The sequence below is a fragment of the Kitasatospora brasiliensis genome (assembly GCF_032654805.1).
Classification (GTDB): Bacteria; Actinomycetota; Actinomycetes; order Streptomycetales; family Streptomycetaceae; genus Kitasatospora; species Kitasatospora brasiliensis.
The window spans coordinates 244667-264559 of sequence record NZ_JAUOOW010000009.1; the positions used below are offsets into that span (position 1 = coordinate 244667).

Below are 19893 nucleotides of genomic sequence, written 5' to 3' on the forward strand. Positions count from 1 at the left end.
GTGGTGGATGGATGGTTCGGTCAGCGCTTTCCCCGGGCGTGCCGGGCGATCTGCCGCAGGGCTTCGGCGAACTCCTCGGCCGCGCGGCGTACTTCGGCGGTGTCGTGGACGGCGGGCCGGTGGTGCCAGGTGAAGGCGAGGCGTCCGTGCTGGGCGGCGCCGACCACCTCCAGCGGATGGGAGCCGCCGTCCCGGGGGTCGTGGTCCTGGCCGTAGGAGCCGAGTTCGGCGCGGACCAGGCCGTGGCCGGCGGTCTCGGGCCGGGCGTCCCACTGGCCGAGGTAGTTGAAGACCACCTGGCCGTGCCCGCCGGCGGCGAGCCGTTCGCGGACCTCGGGGGTGCCGAAGGTGCGCAGCGCGCCGTAGCCGAGCCCGTTGCCGGGCACCGCGCGCAGTTGGCGGCGGACGGACTTCACCAGGGCGCGCCAGTCGCGGTCCGGGCCGAGGTCGGCGGGGTCGGGGATGTCGAAGGTGACGGGGTGGACGGTGGTGAACCAGCCGACCGTACGGGTCAGGTCGACGCCCTCCAGCAGGTCCTCCCGGCCGTGGCCCTCCAGGTCCAGGCCGATCCGCTGCTGCCCGCTCCAGCGGGCCAGGGCGAGGGCGAGGGCGGCGAGCAGCACGTCGTTGACCCGGGTGCGGTAGGCGGCGGGGGCGGCGCGCAGCAGCGCCTCGGTGTCCGCCTCGTCGAGCTCGACGGTGACGGCGGCGGTTTCGGAGCCGGCCTCGGCCGGGCGGCCGGGCAACACCGCTCGGGCGCTCACCGCCTTTTCCCAGTACGGGAGTTCGTGGTCGAGCCCGCCTTCGGCGACGTGCCCGGCGAGCCGCTGCGCCCAGTCCCGGAAGGAGGTGCCGCGCTCCCCCAGGGTGATCGGCTCGCCCTGGGCGGCCTGTCGGTGGGCGCTCTCCAGGTCGTCGCGCAGCACCCGCCAGGAGACGGCGTCGACGACCAGGTGGTGGACGACCAGGAGCAGCAGGGCGGGGTGCTCGGGGTGGCCGGTGAACAGGGCGGCGCGCAGCAGCGGGCCGTGGGCGAGGTCGAAGCCGGCGTGGACTTCGTCGGCGGCCTTGGCCATGGCCAGGTCGGCGGCCTCGGCGGACTGGCCGGTCAGGTCGTACCGGAGCAGCAGCTCCTCGGTGGGGGCGGGCGGCGGGTTGAACTGGTGCCAGCCGCTCTCGTCGTGGGTGAAGCGCATCCGCAGCGCGTCGTGGTGCTCCAGCAGGGCGTCCAGGGCGGCGCGCAGCAGGTGGGGGTCGGGGTCGGCGGTGAGTTCGAGCAGGGTGGACTGGTTGAAGTGGTGGTGGGCGGCGCGCGGGGTGGTCAGGAACCACTCCTGGATGGGGGTGAGCGGGACGTCGCCGGTCACCGGGCCGTCGTCCGGTCGTTCGGTGGCGGTGCGGACGACGGTGGCGAGTTCGGCCACGGTCTGGTGGCTGAAGAGGTCCCGGGTGGCCAGCTGGAGGCCGTCGCGGCGCAGCCGGGAGACCACCTGCATGCTGAGGATGGAGTCGCCGCCGAGCAGGAAGAAGTTGTCGTCGGCGCCGACCTGTTCGAGGCCGAGGACGTCGGCCCAGATCCGGGCGATCCGGTGTTCGGTGTCGGTGCGCGGCGCCCGGCCCGGTGCGGCCGTGGCCTGGATCGGCCCGGGGTCGGGCAGGGCGCGGCGGTCGGTCTTGCCGTTGGGGGTGAGCGGCAGCCGGTCGAGGCTCACGAAGGCCGCGGGGACGAGGTGCGGTGGCAGCGATTCGGCGAGGTGGAGCCGCAGTTCGAGGGCGGGCGCGCCCGCGGTGGTGTCCGCCGGGACGACGTAGGCGACCAGTCGGCCGCCGCCGGGCCCGTCGGTGCGGACGGTGACGACGGCGTCGCGCACCAGGGGGCTGCGGCGCAGCGCGCTCTCGATCTCGCCGGGTTCGATCCGGAAGCCGCGCAGTTTGATCTGCTCGTCGGCGCGTCCGGCGAACCGCAGTTCGCCGTCGGCGTCGCGGCGGGCGAGGTCGCCGGTGCGGTACATCCGCTCGCCCGGGGCGCCGTACGGGTCGGGCAGGAAGCGGGTGGCGGTGAGGCCGGGGCGGCCGAGGTAGCCGCGGGCGAGGCCGGGGCCGGCCAGGTGGAGCTCTCCGGTGACGCCGGGCGGCACCGGCCGCAGGGCGGTGTCCAGGACGTAGGCGCGGGTGGCGCCGCTGGGGTGGCCGATGGCGGGGCTGCCCGTGCCGGGGGCCAGCGGGCCGGTCCAGCTGGCGACGACGGTGGCCTCGGTGGGGCCGTAGGAGTTGACCATCCGGCGGCCGGGGGCCCAGGTGTCGACCAGGTCGGCCGGGCAGGCTTCGGCGCCGACGATCAGGGTGCGCAGCTCGGGCAGTGCGGCGGCGGTCTCCGGGTCGATGGTGGCGAGCGCGGCCGGGGGGATCAGGGTGTGGCTGATCCGGCGGGCGGCCAGCACCTCGGCGAGGCGTTCGCCGACCAGCGGGCCTTCCTCCCCGGTGACCAGTGCGGCGCCGGAGAGCAGGGAGGCGCACAGCTCCAGGACGGAGGCGTCGAAGCTGGGCGAGGCGAACTGGAGCACCCGGTCGCCGGGGCCGACGGCGTACTGTTCGGCGGCGGCCGCGGCGAAGACGGCGAGTCCGCGGTGGGTCACCAGGACGCCCTTGGGGGTGCCGGTGGAGCCGGAGGTGTAGATGACGTACGCCGGGTGGGCGGGGGTGAGCGGGCCGGTGCGGTCGGCGTCGGTGGGCGCGGTGTCGGGGCCTTCGGCGGCCCAGACCTCGGCCGGGTCGTCGAGCAGCAGGTGGGCGCCGGCGTCGCGGACCATGAACTCCCGTCGGGGCGCCGGGTAGTCGGGGTCGACCGGGAGGAAGGCGCCGCCGGCCTTGGCGACGGCGAGTTGGGCGACCACCATGGCGGCCGAGCGGGGCAGCGCGAGGGCGACCAGCCGCTCCGGTCCGACGCCGCGCGCGATCAGCCGGTGGGCCAGCCGGTTGGCGGCCCGGTCCAGTTCGGCGTAGTCGATCCGCCGCTCGCCGTCGAGCAGGGCCGGCGCCTCGGGGGTGGCGGCGGCCTGGCGTTCGAACAGGTCGGGCAGGGTCGCCTCGGGCACCGGGCGGAAGGTGCCGCCCGGCTCGGGGGCCGGTGTGCCCGGGGCGGCCAGCGGCAGGGCGCCGACGGCGCGGCCCGGGTCCTGGGCGACGGCGGTGAGCAGGGTGGCGAGCTGGCCGGCCATCCGCTCGACGGTGGCCGGGTCGAACAGGTCGGTGTTGTAGGTGAGCAGGCCGTGCAGGGCGCCGCTCTCGGCCTCGGCGAACTCCAGCACCAGGTCGAAGGCGGTGCGGGTGTGGTCGGTCTCGACGTCGGTCACGTCCAGGCCGGGCAGGTCGAGTTCGGCGGCGGGGGTGTTCTGGAGGACGACCAGCGCCTGGAAGAGCGGGCTGCGGCTGGTGTCGCGCTCCGGCTGGACGGCGTCCACCACCTGCTCGAAGGGCACGTCCTGGTGGGCGAAGGCGTCCAGGACGGTCTGCCGGACCTCGCCGAGCAGAGCGGTGAAGGGCTGCTCGGGCTCGACCCGGGAGCGCAGCACCAGGGTGTTGACGAAGAAGCCGACGAGGTGCTGGATCTCGGCCCGGTCGCGGCCGGAGGTGACGGTGCCGACGGCGATGTCGGTGTCCCCGCCGAGCCGGGCCAGGTAGGCCTGGGCGGCGGCGACCAGGGTGGTGAACAGGGTGGTGCCGCGTTCCCGGCCGAGCTCGGCCAGCCGGTGGGCGGTGTCGGCGGGCAGCTCCAGCCGGGCGGTGGCGCCGCTGCTGGTGCGCACGGCGGGCCGGGGCCGGTCGGTGGGCAGCCGCAGCGGCATGACACCGTCCAACTGATGCTTCCAGTAGTCGAGTTGCTCCTCGGCGGGGGCGCCGACGGTGCGCTGCCAGTGCGCGTAGTCGGCGTACTGCACCGGCAGTGGCGCCAACGGCGATTGCGTGGAGTCGAGTTCGGCGCGGTAAAGGTGGGCCAGATCGGTGAGCAGCACCCCGGTGGACCATCCGTCGGTGACGATGTGGTGCAGGGTCAGCGCCAACACGTGTTCCCCGTCGGCCAGTCGGGCCAGCGCGGTGCGCAGCAGCGGGCCGCGCCGCAGGTCGAAGGGGCGGGCGCGTTCGGCGGCGAGCAGCTCGCGCAGGGCCTGTTCGGGCTGTCCGGACAGGTCGTGCAGCGCCAGCGGCACCTCCCGTGGCGGGTGGACGAGTTGGACGCCGTGGCCGTCGACGCTGTCGAAGGTGGTGCGCAGCGACTCGTGCCGGGCTGCCAGGGCGTCCAGGGCCGCGCCGAGCGCGTCGACATCGAGGGCGCCGCGCAGCCGCAGCGCGAGTGCGGTGACGTACTCGGCGCCGCCGGGCGCGAACTCCTCCAGGAACCAGAGGCGTTGCTGGGCGTAGGACATCGGGGCCGCGCCCTCGCGGGGCACCGGGCGGACGGGCGGGCGCGCCGGGGTGGCGGGCTCCGAGGTGAGCAGCCGGGCCAGTCCGGCCGGGGTGGGGTGGTCGAAGACGGCGCGCGGGCCGAGGTCGGTGCCGAAGGCCTCGGCGAGGCGGGCGGCGAGCCGGATGCTGAGGATGGAGTCACCGCCCAGCTCGAAGAAGCTCCGGTCGGTGCCGGGCGGGCGGATGCCGAGCACCTCGGCGAACACCTCGGTGGTGCGGCGTTCGGCGTCGGTGCGCGGCTCGGTGCGGGAGCGGCGCTCGCCGTCGGCCTCCGGCGCCGGGAGAGCGGACCGGTCGACCTTGCCGTTGCGGCTCAGCGGCAGGGCGGCGAGCGGGACGAAGGCGGCGGGGACGAGGTAGTCGGGCAGGGTGCGCGCGGCGAAGGCCCGCAGCTCCTCGGGGTCGAAGGCGTCGACGGCGTCGGGGGCGCCGACCGGGTAGGCGACCAGCCGGCGGGCGCCGGGCCGGTCCTCGCGGACCACCACGGCGACATCGGTGACCAGCGGGTGGGCGGCGAGCGCGGCCTCCACCTCGGCGGGCTCGACCCGGAAGCCGCGGATCTTCACCTGGTCGTCCGCTCGGCCGAGGAACTCGACGGTGCCCTCGGGGCGGCGCCGGGCGAGGTCCCCGGTGCGGTACATCCGGGCGCCGGGCGGGCCGTACGGGTCGGCGAGGAAGCGGGCGGCGGTGGCGCCGGGGCGGCCCAGGTAGCCGCGGGCCAGGCCCTCGCCGGCCAGGTACAGCTCGCCCGCGCAGCCGGGCGGCACGGGCCGCAGCCGTCGGTCCAGGACATGCACCCGGCGGTCGTCCAGCGGGCGGCCGATCGGGACGGTGTCGGGCACCGCGGCGGCGTCCGACAGGGCATGGGCGGTGGCGAAGGTGGTGGTCTCGGTGGGACCGTAGCCGTCCATCACGGTCAGCCCCGGGCAGGCCGCGAGAACGCGGCGCACGGCGGCGGCGGGCACCACGTCGCCGCCGGTCCACAGGGTCCGCAGGCCCGTGAAGCAGTCCGGCGCGTCCTGGGCGAGCAGCCGGAACAGCCCGGCGGTGAGCCAGAGCGCGGTCGGCCCGTCCGGTCCGGCGAGGCGGCGCAGCAGCGTCGCGTCCACCGGCCCTTCGGGGGCGACGATGACGCAGCCGCCGTTCAGCAGCGGCGCCCACACCTCGAAGGTGGCGGCGTCGAAGGCGACCGGCGAGTGCAGCAGCACCCGGGCGCAGCTGCCGTCGGCGAAGCGGCTGTCGGTGGCGAGCGAGGCCACGTCACGGTGCCGGACGGCGACGGCCTTGGGCTCGCCGGTGGAGCCGGAGGTGTACATCACGTACGCCAGCCGGTCGGGGTCCGCGACGGGCAGGTCCTGGGCGGAGGCACCGGTCCGGGCGGCGGTGACCTGCTCGGCGGTCAGCCGCAGGCCCGCGCCGGCCCGGTCGAGCAGCGCGCGGCGGCGCTCCTCGGGGGCGCGCAGGTCGACGGGCAGGTAGGAGCCGCCCGCCTTGAGCACGGCCAGCTGGGCGACGACGAGTTCGGCGCTCCGGTCCATCAGCAGCGCCACCCGACCTTCGGGGGCCGGCCCGTCGGCGAGCAGCCTGGCCGCCAGCCGGTCGGACCAGTCGTCGAGCCCCCGGTAGGTCAGTTCCCGGTCGCCGTCGCGCACGGCGGGCGCGTCGGGGGCCTGGCGGACCCGCTCGGCGAAGACGGTCAGCGGGCTGCTCGGCGCCGCCGGGCGGGCGGTGGTCCGCCAGGCGGCGAGCAGGTCGCGGTCGGCGGGGGTGAGCCGGTCCAGGGCGGCGAGGTCGCCGTCCAGGCCGTCGGCGAGGGCGGTCAGCAGCAGGGCGAGGCGGTCGGCGGCGTCCTGGGCCGTGCGCTCGTCGAACAGCGCCGGGTCGTAGGCCAGGTCGAAGGCGAGCTGCCCGCTGAGGTGGGCGCGCAGGCACCAGGGGAAGGTGGTGGCGTCGTCGGCGCGCACCTCCACCACCCGGACGCCGGTGCGGTCCGCGGCCGACTCGTCGACGGGGTAGTTCTCGAAGACCAGCATGCTGTCGAACAGCGGTTCCCCGGCGGGCAGTTCGCTCAGGCCCTGGATCCGGGGCAGTGCCAGGTGGTCGTGCCGGCGGCCGTCGCTCTGGCGGTCCTGGAGCTCCCGCAGCCACGGAAGCACGCCCCCGCCCGCCGATCCGACCCGAGTGGGCAGCGGGACCCGGCACGGCACGGTGTTGATGAACAGGCCGATCATCGTCTCGACACCGGGCAGTTCGGCCGGGCGCCCGGAGACGGTGGTGCCGAAGACCACGTCCTCGGTGCCGGCGTAGCGGGCCAGCAGCAGCGCCCAGGCGCCCTCCACCAAGGTGTTGACGGTCAGCCCGGCCGCCGCGCCGTTGTTCCGCAGCCGCGCGGAGAGCGCCTCGTCCAGGGCGCGGTGGACGGCGGCGGTGGCGCGGGCCCGGTGGGCTCCTGCGGGGCGGCGGTCGTAGGGCAGGACGGTCCGCTCGGTGAAGCCGGCCAGCGCGGCGCTCCAGTGCTCCTCGGCGGCCCGCCCGTCCTGCTCGCCCAGCCAGGCCAGGAAGTCCGCGAACGGCCGCCGGACCGGCCGGGGCGCCTGCGGACCGCCGGTGCGCGCCGCGTACTCCTCGCACACCTCGGTGAGCAGCTGGCCGGTGCTCCAGCCATCCAGGATCAGGTGGTGGGTGGACCAGAGCAGCAGCACCTCGCCGTCGGGCAGCGCGGCCAGGGCCAGCCGGCTGAGCGGCGCGGTGCCCAGGTCCAGCCCGGCGGCCCGCTCCTCGGCGAGCAGCCGTTCGGTCTCGGCGGCGCGCCGCTCGGGTGTCAGCGCGCGCCAGTCCAGCCGCCGGACGGGCAACTCGGCGTGCCGGGAGACCAGTTGGACGGGGTGCGGCAGGCCGCGCCAGTGCACGGAGGTGCGCAGTGCCGGGGTGCGGTCGGTGACCAGCTGCCAGGCCTCGGCGAAGGCGCCCGGGTCGGCGACTCCGGCCAGCCGCACGGCGATCCGGTCGATGTAGGCGCCGTCCTGGTCGACCAGCCCGTGGAAAAGCATGCCGGATTGCAGCGGGGTCAGCGGCAGGACGTCCTCGACGTCGCGGCCGTCGCCGACCAGGCCGTCCAGCTGCTGCTGGTCCAGGCCGGCAAGTGGGAAGTCGGACGGGGTGCGCCCGCCCGCGCCGGGGCTCGCGCAGTGCTCGGCCAGCTCGCGCAGCGCGTCGAGGGTCTGTTCGGCGAGGACGCGGACGGTGGCCTCGTCGTAGACCGCCGGCGGATAGGTCCAGCCCAGTTCGAGCCGGCCGTCCTGCACCGCGCCGATGACGTCCAGCAGATAGGGCCGGGGCTCGTCGGGGTCGGTGTCGCGCCCGGCCGGGGGCAGCGAGCCGCGCAGCAGCCCGTCCGCGCCGCCTCGGGTGTCCCACTGGCCGTGGTAGTTGAAGCCGACCTGCGGCGCCGCGCCCTGTGGGAGGCCGGACGGGCGCAGGTGGCGCAGCGCGCCGTGGCTGAGGCCGCGCAGCGGGACGGCGCGCAGCTGCTCCTTGACCGAGCGCAGGGTGTCGTGCCAGCCGGCCTCGGGGGCGACGCGCAGCGCGAGCGGGAATTCGGCGGTGAACCAGCCGACCGTCCGGGAGAGGTCCTGGTCGGCGAACAGGTCCTCGCGGCCGTGGCCCTCCACGCCGATCAGCACGGTCTCCCGGTCGCACCAGCGGGCCAGGGTGCGACCGAGGGCGCTGAGCAGGACGTCGTTGACCTGGGTGCGGTAGACGGTCGGCACCTGGCGCAGCAGCGCCTCGGTGGTCCGTTCGTCCAGGGTCACGGTGAGGGTGACGGCGGTGCCGTGGGTGTTGGGGCCTGGGCGCCCGGCGGGCAGTGCGGCCGGGGCCCGGCCGGTGCGGGTCCAGTAGGCGGTGTCGCCGTCCAGGGCGCCGGAGCGGGTGTGCCGTTCCAGCCGGGTGGCCCACCGGGTGTAGGAGGTGCCGGGCTCGGGGAGCCGGACGGGTGCGCCGGTGCGGGCGGTGCGGTAGGCCGCTTCGAGGTCGGCCAGCAGGATCCGCCAGGAGACGCCGTCCACCGCCAAGTGGTGGACGGTCAGCACGAGTTGGCCGGGCTGCCCGCCGTCGCCTTCGAAGAACAGGGCGCGCAGCATCCGTCCCTCGACCGGGTCGAGGGAGCGCTGGGCCTGCTCGGCGGCCTGTTGCACCCGCGCTTCCGCGACACCCCGGTGGTGGGTGAAGACGCCGTCCGGGCCCTCGGGTTGGACCTCCTGGCGCCAGCCGGTCTCGTGGCGCAGGAACCGGGTGCGCAGCGCCGGGTGGCACGCCACCAGGGCGAGCACCGCCTGCCGCAGCGCGGCCGGGTCGGCGCCGGGGGCGAGCGCGAGCCGCTGGGTCATGGTGAAGCGCAGCGCCTCACCGGGGCGGCGCCCTTCGAGGTACCAGTGCTGGATCGGGGTGAGCGGCGCCTCGGCGGGATCGGCCTCCACGGTCTCCGGAGACCTGGACAACTCGCCGACACACAGGGCGAGTTCGGCAATGTTCTGGTAGCGGAACACGTCCTTGGTGGTGAGGGTGAGCCCGGCGGAGCGGGCCCGGGAGACGATCTGGATGCTGAGGATGGAGTCGCCGCCGAGGGCGAAGAAGTTGTCCCGGGCGCCGACCCGCTCCATGCCGAGCACCTCGGCCCAGATCGCGGCGAGCCGCTGCTCGGTGCCGGGGCGCGGGGCGACGTACGGGGTGGTGCGTTCCGGCTGGGCGGCGGGGGCGGGCAGGGCGCGCCGGTCGGTCTTGCCGCTGACGGTGCGCGGGATGCGCGCCAGCGGGACGTACGCGGTGGGCACCAGGTGGTCGGGCAGGGTGCGGCGCAGCCAGGTCCGCAGTTCCTCGGCGGGCGGCACCCGGTCGCCGGCCGGCACCGGGTAGCCGACCAGCAGGGTGCGGCCGCCCAGTTCGCGGGCGGCGACGGCGCAGTCCGCGAGATCGGGGTGGGTCAGCAGGGCGGCCTCCACCTCGCCGGGCTCGATCCGGAAGCCGCGGATCTTGACCTGGGCGTCGGCCCGGCCGAGGAACTCCAGCTGCCGGTCCTCGCCCCAGCGGGCCAGGTCGCCGGTGCGGTACATCCGGGTGCCCGGCTCGCCGTACGGGTCGGCGAGGAAGCGGCCGGCGGTCAGGCCGGGCCGGTTGAGGTAGCCGCGGGCGACCTGCTCCCCGGCCAGGTACAGCTCCCCCGGCATGCCGGGTGGCACCGGGCGCAGCGTGCCGTCGAGCACGTAGGCGCGCATGCCCCGCCCCGGCCGGCCGATCACCGGCCGCTCGGAGTGGTCGGCGCAGCGGGCGTACGCGGCGTCGACGGTGCACTCGGTGGGCCCGTACAGGTTGTAGGTGGTGACGCCGAACTCGGCGTGTGCCGCGCACAGTTCGCGCCAGGTGGCGGCGGGGACCGCCTCGCCGCCGAGCAGCAGGACGCGCGGGTGGTGCGGGGCGGGGGCGAGCAGTCCGGCGGTGGTGAGTTCGCGCAGCAGGGAGGGGGTGACGTTGACGACGTCGATCCGCCGCTCGACGATCTGCGCGACGAAGGCCCGCGGGTCGAGCCGCACCTCCTCGTCGATCAGATGGAGTTCCTGGCCGAACGCCAGCAGCAGCGGGGCCTCCCAACTGGTGTCGAAGGAGAGGGAGGCGCTGAGCGCGACCCGCAGCCGGCCGCCGTCGGCGGTGTGCGGGGCGAGCACCCCGGCCCGGTGGTCGTGGCAGAGGTTGACCAGCTGGCGGTGCTCGACGACCACGCCCTTGGGGCGGCCGGTGGAGCCGGAGGTGTGGATGAGGTAGGCGGCGTGGCCCGGCAGCAGCGGGGCCGTTCGCTCGGCGTCGGTCAGGTCGTGGCCGGGCAGGGCGTCCCAGGGCACCTCGCGCAGGGCCTGCTCGGTCAGCACCGTGCGGGGCCGGGTGTCGTCGAGCAGCAGGGTGGCCCGCTCCTCGGGCAGGTCGGGGTCGACGAACTGGAGGGCGGCACCCGCCTTGAGCACCCCGAGCAGGGCGACCAGCAGGTCGGAAGTGCGCGGCAGCCGGACGGCGACCACCTGCTCCGGTCCGGCGCCGAGGGCGGCGAGGTGGCGGGCGAGCCGGTTGGCCCGGGAGTTCAGGGCGGCGAAGTCCAGGCTGGTGTCCCGGGCGACCAGCGCGGTGGCGTCGGGGGTACGGGCGGCCTGCGCCTCGAACAGGGCGGTGAAGGTGGTGTCCGGCGCGGGCATCGCTTCGCCCCGCCCCTGCCGCAGCACCTGCCGCCGCTCGTCCTCGGTCATCAGCGGCAGCGCCCCGACGCTTGTCTGCGGCGCCTCGGCGGCGGCCGCGAGCAGGGTGCCCAGCGCGTCGGCCAGCCGCCGGGCGGTGCGCTCGTCGAACAGTCCGGTGCTGTACTCCAGGTACCCGGTCAGGCCGCCGTCGTGCTCGGCGAAATCGAAGGAGAGGTCGAAGGTGGCGTTGCGGACCGGCGGGGTGACGGGTTCCACCGTCAGGCCGGGCAGCCGGGGTGCCTCGGCGCCGAGGTTGTGCAGCGCCACCATGACCTGGAACAGCGGGGTGCGGCTGGTGTCGCGTTCCGGCTGGAGGGCGTCCACCAGCCGTTCGAAGGGCACCTCCTGGTGGGCCAGCGCCTCCAGGACGGTGTGCCGGGCGGCGGTCAGCACATCGTGGAACGGCCGCTCGGGTCGGATGTCGCCACGCAGCACCAGGGTGTTGACGAACATGCCGACCACGTCGTGGAGTTCGCCCTGCTCGCGGCCGGAGGTGACGGTGCCCACCGCGATGTCGCGCTGCCCGGACCAGCGGGCCAGCAGCACCTGGCAGGCGGCCAGCAGGACGGTGTAGAGGGTGCCGTCGGCGGCCCGGCCGCGTTCGCGCAGCCGGTCGGTCAGCTCGGCGGGCAGGGTGAAGGTGACCAGCGCGCCCTCCCGGGTGCGCACCGCCGGGCGCGGCCGGTCGGTGGGCAGCTCCAGCGGGGCCAGGCCGTCCAGCGTCCGACGCCAGTGGTCCAGGTCGGCCTCGGCGGCGGCGGTACGGGTGCGCTGCCAGGCCGCGTAGTCGGTGTACCGGACGGGCAGCGCGGGCAGCTCCGGCCGGCGGCCCTCGACGGCGGCCGCGTACAGCTCGCCCAGGTCGCGGCCGAGCACGCCCATCGACCAGCCATCGGTGGCGATGTGGTGCACGGCCAGGACCAGGACGTGCTCGTCGGCGGCCGTCCGGGCCAGGTGGGCGCGCAGCACCGGCCCGGCTTCCAGGTCGAAGGGTGTGGCGGCGATCCGCTCCGACCAGGCGTCCAGGTCCGCCGGTCGGAGGTCCTCGCAGGGCAGTTCGACGGGCTGGGCCGGGCGCACCACCTGCCGGGCCCGGCCGTCCCGTTCGGCGTAGGTGGTGCGCAGCGCCTGGTGCCGCTCGACCAGGGCGTCCAGGGCGCCGCCCAGCGCGGCCCGGTCGAGGGTGCCGCGCAGGCGCAGCACGGACAGCGAGCTGTACTCGGTGCTGCCGGGCTCGAAGCGGTCGAGGAACCAGAGCCGCTGCTGGGCGTAGGAGAGCGGCGTTTCGGCGTCGGGGTCGGCGGCGGGGATGACGGGCCGTCCAGGGCCCGCGCCCGGCTCACCGAGTGCCTCGGCGAGGTCGGCGAGCACGGGGTGGGTGAACAGCAGCCGGGGCGAGAGGTCCGCGGCGTCGAAGGCGGCGCGCAGCCGGGCGGTGACCCGCACGGCGAGGATGGAGTCCCCGCCGAGGGCGAAGAAGTCGTCCTCGGCGCCGATCTCCCCGGCGTCCAGGACCTCCGTCCAGGCCTCTGCGACCAGCCGCTCGGCCCGGGTGCGGGGCGCGGTGCGCTCGCGGCCGGCCGCGAAGCCGTCGGGGCCGGGCAGCGGCAGGGCGCGCCGGTCGAGCTTGCCGTTGGGGGTGAGCGGCAGGGCGGCCAGCGGGACGTAGGCGGCGGGCACCAGGTAGGCGGGCAGCAGCCGTTCCAGGTGGGCGCGCAGGTCGGCGGCGGCCGGGGGCTGCGCGGTTGCCTCGCCGACCACGTGGGCGACCAGTCGGCGGGTGCCGGCGGTGTCCTGGTAGACGCCGACGGTGGCCAGGGCGACGCCCGGGTGGGTCTGGAGGGCGGCCTCGATCTCGCCGGGTTCGATCCGGTAGCCGCGGATCTTGACCTGCTGGTCGGCGCGGCCCAGGTAGCGCAGGGTGCCGTCGGCCTGCCGGCGGGCCCGGTCGCCGGTGCGGTACATCCGGGTGCCGGGGGCGCCGAACGGGTCGGCGAGGAAGCGGGTGGCGGTCAGTCCGGGCCGGTTGAGGTAGCCGCGGGCCAGGCCCTCCCCGGCGACGTAGAGTTCGCCGACCGCGCCCGGAGGCACCGGGGCGAGGTCGCCGTCGAGCAGGTACAGCCGCAGGTCGGCGATGCCGGTGCCGATCGGGCCGGGGCCGCCGGCGGCGGCGGTCGCCCGGTCCAGGACGATGTGGGTGACGTGCACGGTGGTCTCGGTGATGCCGTACATGTTCACCAGGCGCGGCGCGTCCTCGGGGTGGCGCCGGTACCAGTCGGTGAGCCGGGTGACGTCCAGCGCCTCGCCGCCGAAGACCACCGTGCGCAGCGCCAACCGGCTTGACAGTTCCGGGTGTTCGGCGTCGGCTCGGGCCAGCTGGTGGAACGCGGACGGGGTCTGGTTGAGCACGGTGACTTGCTCCTCGGCGAGCAGCCGCAGGAAGTCCTCCGGGGAGCGGGCGGTGGACTCGGGCACCACCACGAGCCGGCCGCCGTGCAGCAGCGGGCCCCACAGCTCCCAGACCGAGAAGTCGAAGGTGTAGGAGTGGAACAGCGTCCAGACGTCCTCGGCGCCGAAGCCGAGCGGTTCCCGGGTCTGCTCGAACAGCCGCACCACGTTGGCGTGCGGCACCACCACGCCCTTGGGGCGGCCGGTGGAGCCGGAGGTGAAGATGGCGTACGCGGGGCTGTCGGGCAGCGGGCGGTGGCGGGGGCCGAGCGGGCCGGCCGGGCGCCCGGCCAGGTCGGCGCGCACCTCGGGGTCGGCGAGGGCGAGGACGGGGACGGCGACGCCGGTCGGCTCCTCGTAGGCCACCAGCGCCACCGGGGCGGCGTCGCGCAGCAGTTCGGCGCGGCGCTCGGCGGGCAGGCCCGGGTCCAGCGGCAGGTAGGCCGCGCCGGTCTTCAGCACGGCGAGGACGGCGACCACCAGCTCGGCGGTGCGGGGCAGCGCGAGGGCGACGTAGCGCTCCGGCCCGGCGCCGAACTCGGCCAGCCGGTGGGCGAGTTGCCAGGAGCGGGCGTCCAGCTCGGCGTACGAGAGGCGCTCCGCGCCGCAGCCGGCGGCCTCGGCGTGCGGAGTGCGGGCGGCCTGCGCCGCGAACAGCTCGACCAGGGTGCGCTCGGGCCGGCCCTGGGCGGTGCCGTTCCAGTCGACCAGCAGCCGGCGCCGTTCCGCCTCGGTGGTCCAGGCCAGGGCGCGCAGCGGGCGCTCCAGTCCGGCGGCCAGTTCGGTGAGCAGCAGGCAGAGCCGCTCGGCGAGGGCGCGGACGGTCGCGGCGTCGAACAGCCCGGGGTCGTAGGCGAGGTCGAAGCCGAGCCGCTCGCCCTGGTAGGCCCGCAGGACGAGCGGGAAGCTGGTGGCGTCCCGGGAGGAGACCTCCGCGAGCCGCACCCCGGCGCCGGCCGCGCGGGCGTCGTCGAAGGGGTAGTTCTCGAAGGCGACGATGCTGTCGAACAGCGCGCTGCCGGAGGGGAGTTCGCTGAAGCCGGTGAGTTCGGCGAGCGAGACCGCCGAGTGGCGTCGGGCCTCGGCCTGGGCCTCCTGGAGTTCCCGCAGCCAGTCGACGGCGGTGCGGGCGCCGTCCACCCGGACCCTGGTCGGCAGGGTGTTGATGAACATGCCGATCATCGACTCGACGCCCGGGAGCTCCTCGGGCCGCCCGGAGACGGTGGTGCCGAACAGCACGTCCGGCTCGCCGCTGTAGCGGGCGAGCAGCAGCGCCCAGGCACCCTGCACCACGGTGCCGAGGGTCAGCCCGGACTGCCGTGCGGTGCGGGCGAGTTGCTCGGAGACCTGCTCGGACAGGGCGGCGCTGTGGCTGCCGGCCGAGCGGGCCCGGTGGGCCTCGCGCCGGGGGCGGTCGGCGGGCAGCGGGGTGGCGGTGGCGAAGCCGTCCAGGACGGACCGCCAGTGGGCGCGGGCGGCCTCGGTGTCCTGCTCGGACAGCCAGCGCACGTAGTCGGCGAAGGGTCGGCGCACCGCCGGGGTGGGCGCGCCGCCGGTGGTGAGCGCCGCGTACTCCTCGAACACGTCGGTGAGCACCTGGGCGAGGCTCCAGCCGTCCAGGATCAGGTGGTGGGAGGTCCACAGCAGCTGGAGCCGGGCTTCGGGCAGCCGGACCAGGGTGAGCCGGGTGAGCGGGGCGGTGGCGATGTCCAGGCCGAGGGCGAGGTCCTCGGCGCGCAGCCGGGCCAGCCGTTCGGCGCGCTCGGCGGGCTCCACGGCCCGCAGGTCGAGGTGGGTGATCGGCAGCCGGACGGCTCGGTGCACCACCTGGAGCGGGGCGGGGACGCCCTCCCAGACCACCGAGGTGCGCAGCGCGGGGGTGCGCTCGGCGACCCGCTGCCAGGCCAGGGCGAGGGCCTGCGGGTCGGCGACGCCCTCCAGCAGCAGGGCGGCCTGGTCCAGGTAGACGTCGTCGGGGCCGCCGACCAGCCGGTGGAAGAGCATGCCCTCCTGGAGCGGGGTGAGCGGCAGCAGGTCCGCCACTTCCCGGCCGTCGCCGACCAGCCGGTCCAGCGCGGCCTGGTCCAGGCCGGCCAGCGGGAAGTCGGAGGGGGTGCGGCCGCCGGCGCCGGGGCTCGCGCAGTGCTCGACGATCGCGCGCAGCGCGGCGGTCACGGCCTCGGCCAACTCCCGTACGGTGTCGGCCTGGTGCACCTGGTCGCTGTAGTGCCAGGTGAGTTCGAGTTCGCCGTCGGCGACCACGGCGGAGACGTCCAGCAGGTGGTCCAGCGGCTCGTCCGGGGCGCAGTCCCGGCCGGGTGCCTGGCCGGCGGGGGCGAAGTCGCCGGCCTCGGGGGCGCTCCACTGCCCGTGGTAGTTGAAGCAGACCTGCGGCAGCGGGACGTTCCGCAGGGCGGTGGCGTGCTCCGAGGGCGCGCCGAGCCGGGCCAGGGCCTCGTAGCCGAGGCCGCGCCGGGGCACGGCGCGCAGCCGCTCCTTGACCTGCTTGAGGGTGGCGGCCCAGTCGGGGGCCTCGGGCAGGTCCAGGGTGACGGGGTACTGGGTGGTGAACCAGCCGACGGTGCGGGACAGGTCGAGACCGTCGAACAGGTCCTCGCGGCCGTGGCCTTCGAGGGCGACGGTGACGCGTCCGGTGCCGGTCCAGTCGGCGAGGGCCCGGCCCAGTGCGCTGAGCAGCACGTCGTTGACCTGGGTGCGGTAGACCTCGGGAACCTTGCGCAGCAGCGCCTCGGTGGTGGCCCGGTCGAGCCGGCCGCGCAGGGTGCGCACCGAGCCGGCCGTGGGGGTGCCGGGCAGGTCGACGGGCAGCGGCGCGGCGGGGGCGGCGGTCGCGGCCGTCCAGTACGGCAGGTCCTCGTCCAGGCCGCCGGCCCGGACGTACTCGGCGAGCCGGTGCGCCCAGTCGGTGAACGCGGTGGGCTCGGGCGCCGGTTCGGGGGCGCCGCCCTCGACGGCCTGCCGGTAGGCCTGCGCCAGGTCGGCGAGCAGCACCCGCCAGGAGACGCTGTCCACGGCGAGGTGGTGGGCGGCCAGGAACAGCTGGGGCCGGGCCCCGCCTTCGGCGCGGAACAGCACGGCCCGCAGCAGGGTGCCGGTGGCCGGGTCCAGCTCGGCGCGGGCGGCCTCGGCGGCCCGCAGCCGGTCGGCCTCGGGGTCGCTGCCGGGGTCGATCCGGCTCAGTGGCGCGCCGATCGCGGCGACCGGTTCCTGACGCCGGCCGGACTCGCCCCGGGTGAAGCGGGTGCGCAGCGCCGGATGGGCGGCCACCAGCGCGCCCAGCGCCCGTTCCAGGGCGGGTTCGTCCAGTTCGTACGGCAGGTCGAGCAGCATCGACATGGTGAAGTGGCGCAGCGGGCCGTGGGCGGCGAAGAACCACTCCTGGACGGGGGTGAGCGGGGCGGGGCCTTCCCGGTGCCGTTCGACGGCGGCCGGGGCGTGGGCGGTGCGGGCCGCGGCGGCCAGGTCGGCGACGGTCTGGTGCCGGAAGACGTCCTGGGAGCCGATCCGCAGGCCCTGGGCGCGGGCCCGGGAGACGGCCTGGATGCTCAGGATCGAGTCGCCGCCGAGTTCGAAGAAGTTGTCGGTGACGCCGACCCCGGGCACGCCCAGCACCTCGGCCCAGATGGCCGCGAGGGTCTCCTCCTCAGGGGTCCTCGGCGCGACGAACTCCCCTTCCCGGAGGTCGACTTCGGGGGCGGGCAGGGCGCGGCGGTCCAGCTTGCCGCTGGTGCTGAGCGGCAGCGCGCCGAGCACGGTGAAGGAGGACGGCACCAGGTGGTCGGGCAGCACCCGGCGCAGCGCCGCGCGCAGCTCGGCGGCGGGCAGGGCGGCGCCCTCGGCGAAGGCCAGGTAGGCGGCCAGCCGGTTCTGCCCGTGGGCGTCGGGGACGGCGAGGACGGCGGCCGCGGCGACCTCCGGCAGATCGAGCAGCGCCGCCTCCACCTCCCCGGGTTCGATCCGGTGGCCGCGCACCTTGACCTGGTCGTCGGCGCGCCCGAGGTACTCCAGGCGCCCGTCGGCCGTCCAGCGGGCGAGGTCGCCGGTGCGGTACATCCGGGCGCCGGGCGGCCCGTACGGGTCGGCGGTGAAGCGGGCGGCGGTCAGGCCCGGACGGCCGGCGTAGCCGCGGGCGAGCTGTTCGCCGGCCAGGTGGAGTTCGCCGCTGACCCCGGGCGGCACCGGCTGGAGCCGCCCGTCCAGGACGTAGGCGCGGACGTTGGGCAGCGGGCGGCCGATCAGCGGCCGGCCGCCGCCGTCGATCCGGCAGGCGAGCGCGTCGACGGTGCACTCGGTGGGGCCGTAGTAGTTGTAGGCGGCCACCTCGGGATGCGCGGCGAGTTCGCGCCAGAGCCGGGGCGTGAGCGCCTCGCCGCCGAGCATCAGCACCCGGGGGCGGTGGCGGGGGTCGTCGAGCAGCCCGGCGGGCAGCAGTTGGCGCAGGTAGGAGGGGGTGAGATCGAGGAAGTCGATCCGGTGGCGCACCACGTACTCGACCAGGGCGGCCGGGTCCATCCGGGTGGTCTCGTCGACCAGGTGCAGCGGGTGGCCGTCGGCCAGCAGCAGCACGCCCTCCAGTGAGGTGTCGAAGGAGAAGGAGGCGGTCAGCGCGACGTTCAGCGGCCCGCCGCCGGCGTCGGCGACGAAGCCCGCCCGGTGGGCGGCGAGCAGGTGGGCCAGGGCGCGGTGCGGGACGGTGACGCCCTTGGGGCGGCCGGTGGAGCCGGAGGTGTAGAGCACGTACGCGGCGGTGGCCGGGTCCGGCGCGGGGAGCGGGCCTCCAAGGCCTCCCGGGCCTCCCGGGCCTTCCGGACCTCCCGGGTCGGAGGTGTCCGGCAGGGCGCGCAGCGTCTGCTCGTCCAGCACCAGCGCCGGGCGGGCGTCCTCCAGCAGGTGGCGGACGCGCTCCTCGGGCAGGGCCGGGTCCAGCGGCAGGTAGCCGGCCCCGGCCTTCCAGACCGCGAGGACGGCCACCACCAGGTCGGCGGTGCGCGGCAGCCGCAGCGCGACCAGGCGCTCCGGACCGGCACCGCGGGCGATCAGCCGACGGGCGAGCCGTTCGGCGCGGGCGTCCAGGGTGGCGTAGTCCAGCCGTTCCTCCCCCGCGACCAGGGCCAGGGCCTGCGGGGTCGCTTCGGCCCGGCGGAGGAACAGTTCGGGATAGCTCATGGCCTCCACGGGCAGCGCGGTGGCGTTCCAGTCCCGGGTGACCAGCGCGGTCTCCCGCTCGGAGAGCAGCGGCAGGGTGGCGAGCGGCCGGTCCGGCTCGGCGGCGGCGCCCTCCAGCAGCCGCAGCAGCTGCTCGGCCATCCGGCGGGCGGTCGGCGCCTCGAAGAGGTCGGCGCGGTACTCCAGGACGCCGGTGAGCGCCTCGCCGTCGGGGACGAACTCCACGCTGAGGTCGAAGGTGGCGGCCTGCCGGGGCACGGTGACGGGGGCGACGGCGAGTCCGTGCGGGGCGCCGGCCGAGGGCGGGGCGGGGTGCAGCAGCACCAGGACGTCGAACAGCGGGTTGCGGCCGGCCTCGCGGGGTGCGCCGACCGCCTCGACCAGCCGCTCGAAGGGCGTCTCGCCGTGTGCCAGGGCGTCGTTGCCGGTCTCGGTGGCGGCGGTGAGCAGCTCGCGGAAGGAGGCGTCGGGCTCCACCCGGGTGCGCAGCACCACGGTGTTGACGAAGCAGCCGACGGCCCGTTCCAGCTCGGTGCGGGTGCGGCCGGCCAGCAGCGAGCCGACGGTGATGTCCTGCTGCCCGGACCAGCGGGCCAGCAGCGCCTGGGTACCGGCCACCAGCGCGGTGTTGAGGGTGCCCTGCCGTTCGGCGGCGAGGGCGCGCAGCCGGGCGGTGAGCGGGGCGGGGACGGTGAAGGTGTGCAGGGCACCGGGGCCGGCCTCCTCGCCGCGCCGCGGGTGGTCCAGCGGCAGCTCGGGCGCCACCGCGCCGGCCAGCTTCGCTCTCCAGTGGGCGAGTTGGCCTTCCAGCCGGGCGCCGGAGAGCTGCTCGCGCTGCCAGATCGCGAAGTCCGGGTACTGGGCGCCGACTTCGGGCAGCTCGGGTTCGGCGCCGCGGGCCAGGGCGCCGTAGGCGGTGCACAGCTCGTCCAGAACGACGCCCATCGACCAGCCGTCCGTGACGATGTGATGGGCTGTCAGCTGGAGCACGTGGTCGTCCGGCGGCTCGGCCACCAGGAGGGCGCGCAGCAGCGGCCCCTGCCCGAGGTCGAACGGGCGGGAGTACTCGCGGAGCAGGATCGCGTCCAGGTTCTCGCCTTCGGCCGGCTCGTGGACGGGCAGCTCCACCGGCCCGGCGGGCCGGACGGTCTGCACCGGCCGGCCGTCGTCCTCCGTGAAGGTGGTGCGCAGGGCCTCGTGCCGCGCCACCACGGCGGTGAGCGCCGCGGCGAGCGCCGCACGGTCCAGCGGGCCGGTGAACCGCAGGGCGACGGCGCTGTTGTAGCGCGGGTCGCCGGGGCGCAGCCGGTCCAGGAACCAGAGCCGCTGCTGGACGGAGGAGGGCGGCAGCGGCCCGCTGCGGTCGGCGCGCGGGATGGCCCGCTCGACGGCGGCCTGGGCGCCGCCGGACCGGCCGGCCAGCCGCCGGCGCAGGGCTTCGCGCAGGTCGGCGGGCAGCGCGGCGGCGCGGTCTCGCTTCGAGGGCGTCGAAGGCGTCATGGTCGTCGGCTCC

Annotated in this window: 1 protein-coding gene; it reads right to left on the reverse strand. The window is 76.3% G+C overall.

Annotated features, from left to right (window positions below):
- Positions 1–20 precede the first annotated feature (20 nt).
- Positions 21–19880, reverse strand: coding sequence for a non-ribosomal peptide synthase/polyketide synthase (locus tag QWJ13_RS31330; protein ID WP_316528802.1), 19860 nt, complete (start codon positions 19878–19880; stop codon positions 21–23).
- Between the last annotated feature and the right edge of the window lie 13 nt (positions 19881–19893).

Bases quoted from the DNA above. Each gene is read 5' to 3' on its own strand.
- QWJ13_RS31330 (WP_316528802.1), bottom strand. From the start codon at position 19,880: ATGACGCCTTCGACGCCCTCGAAGCGAGACCGCGCCGCCGCGCTGCCC.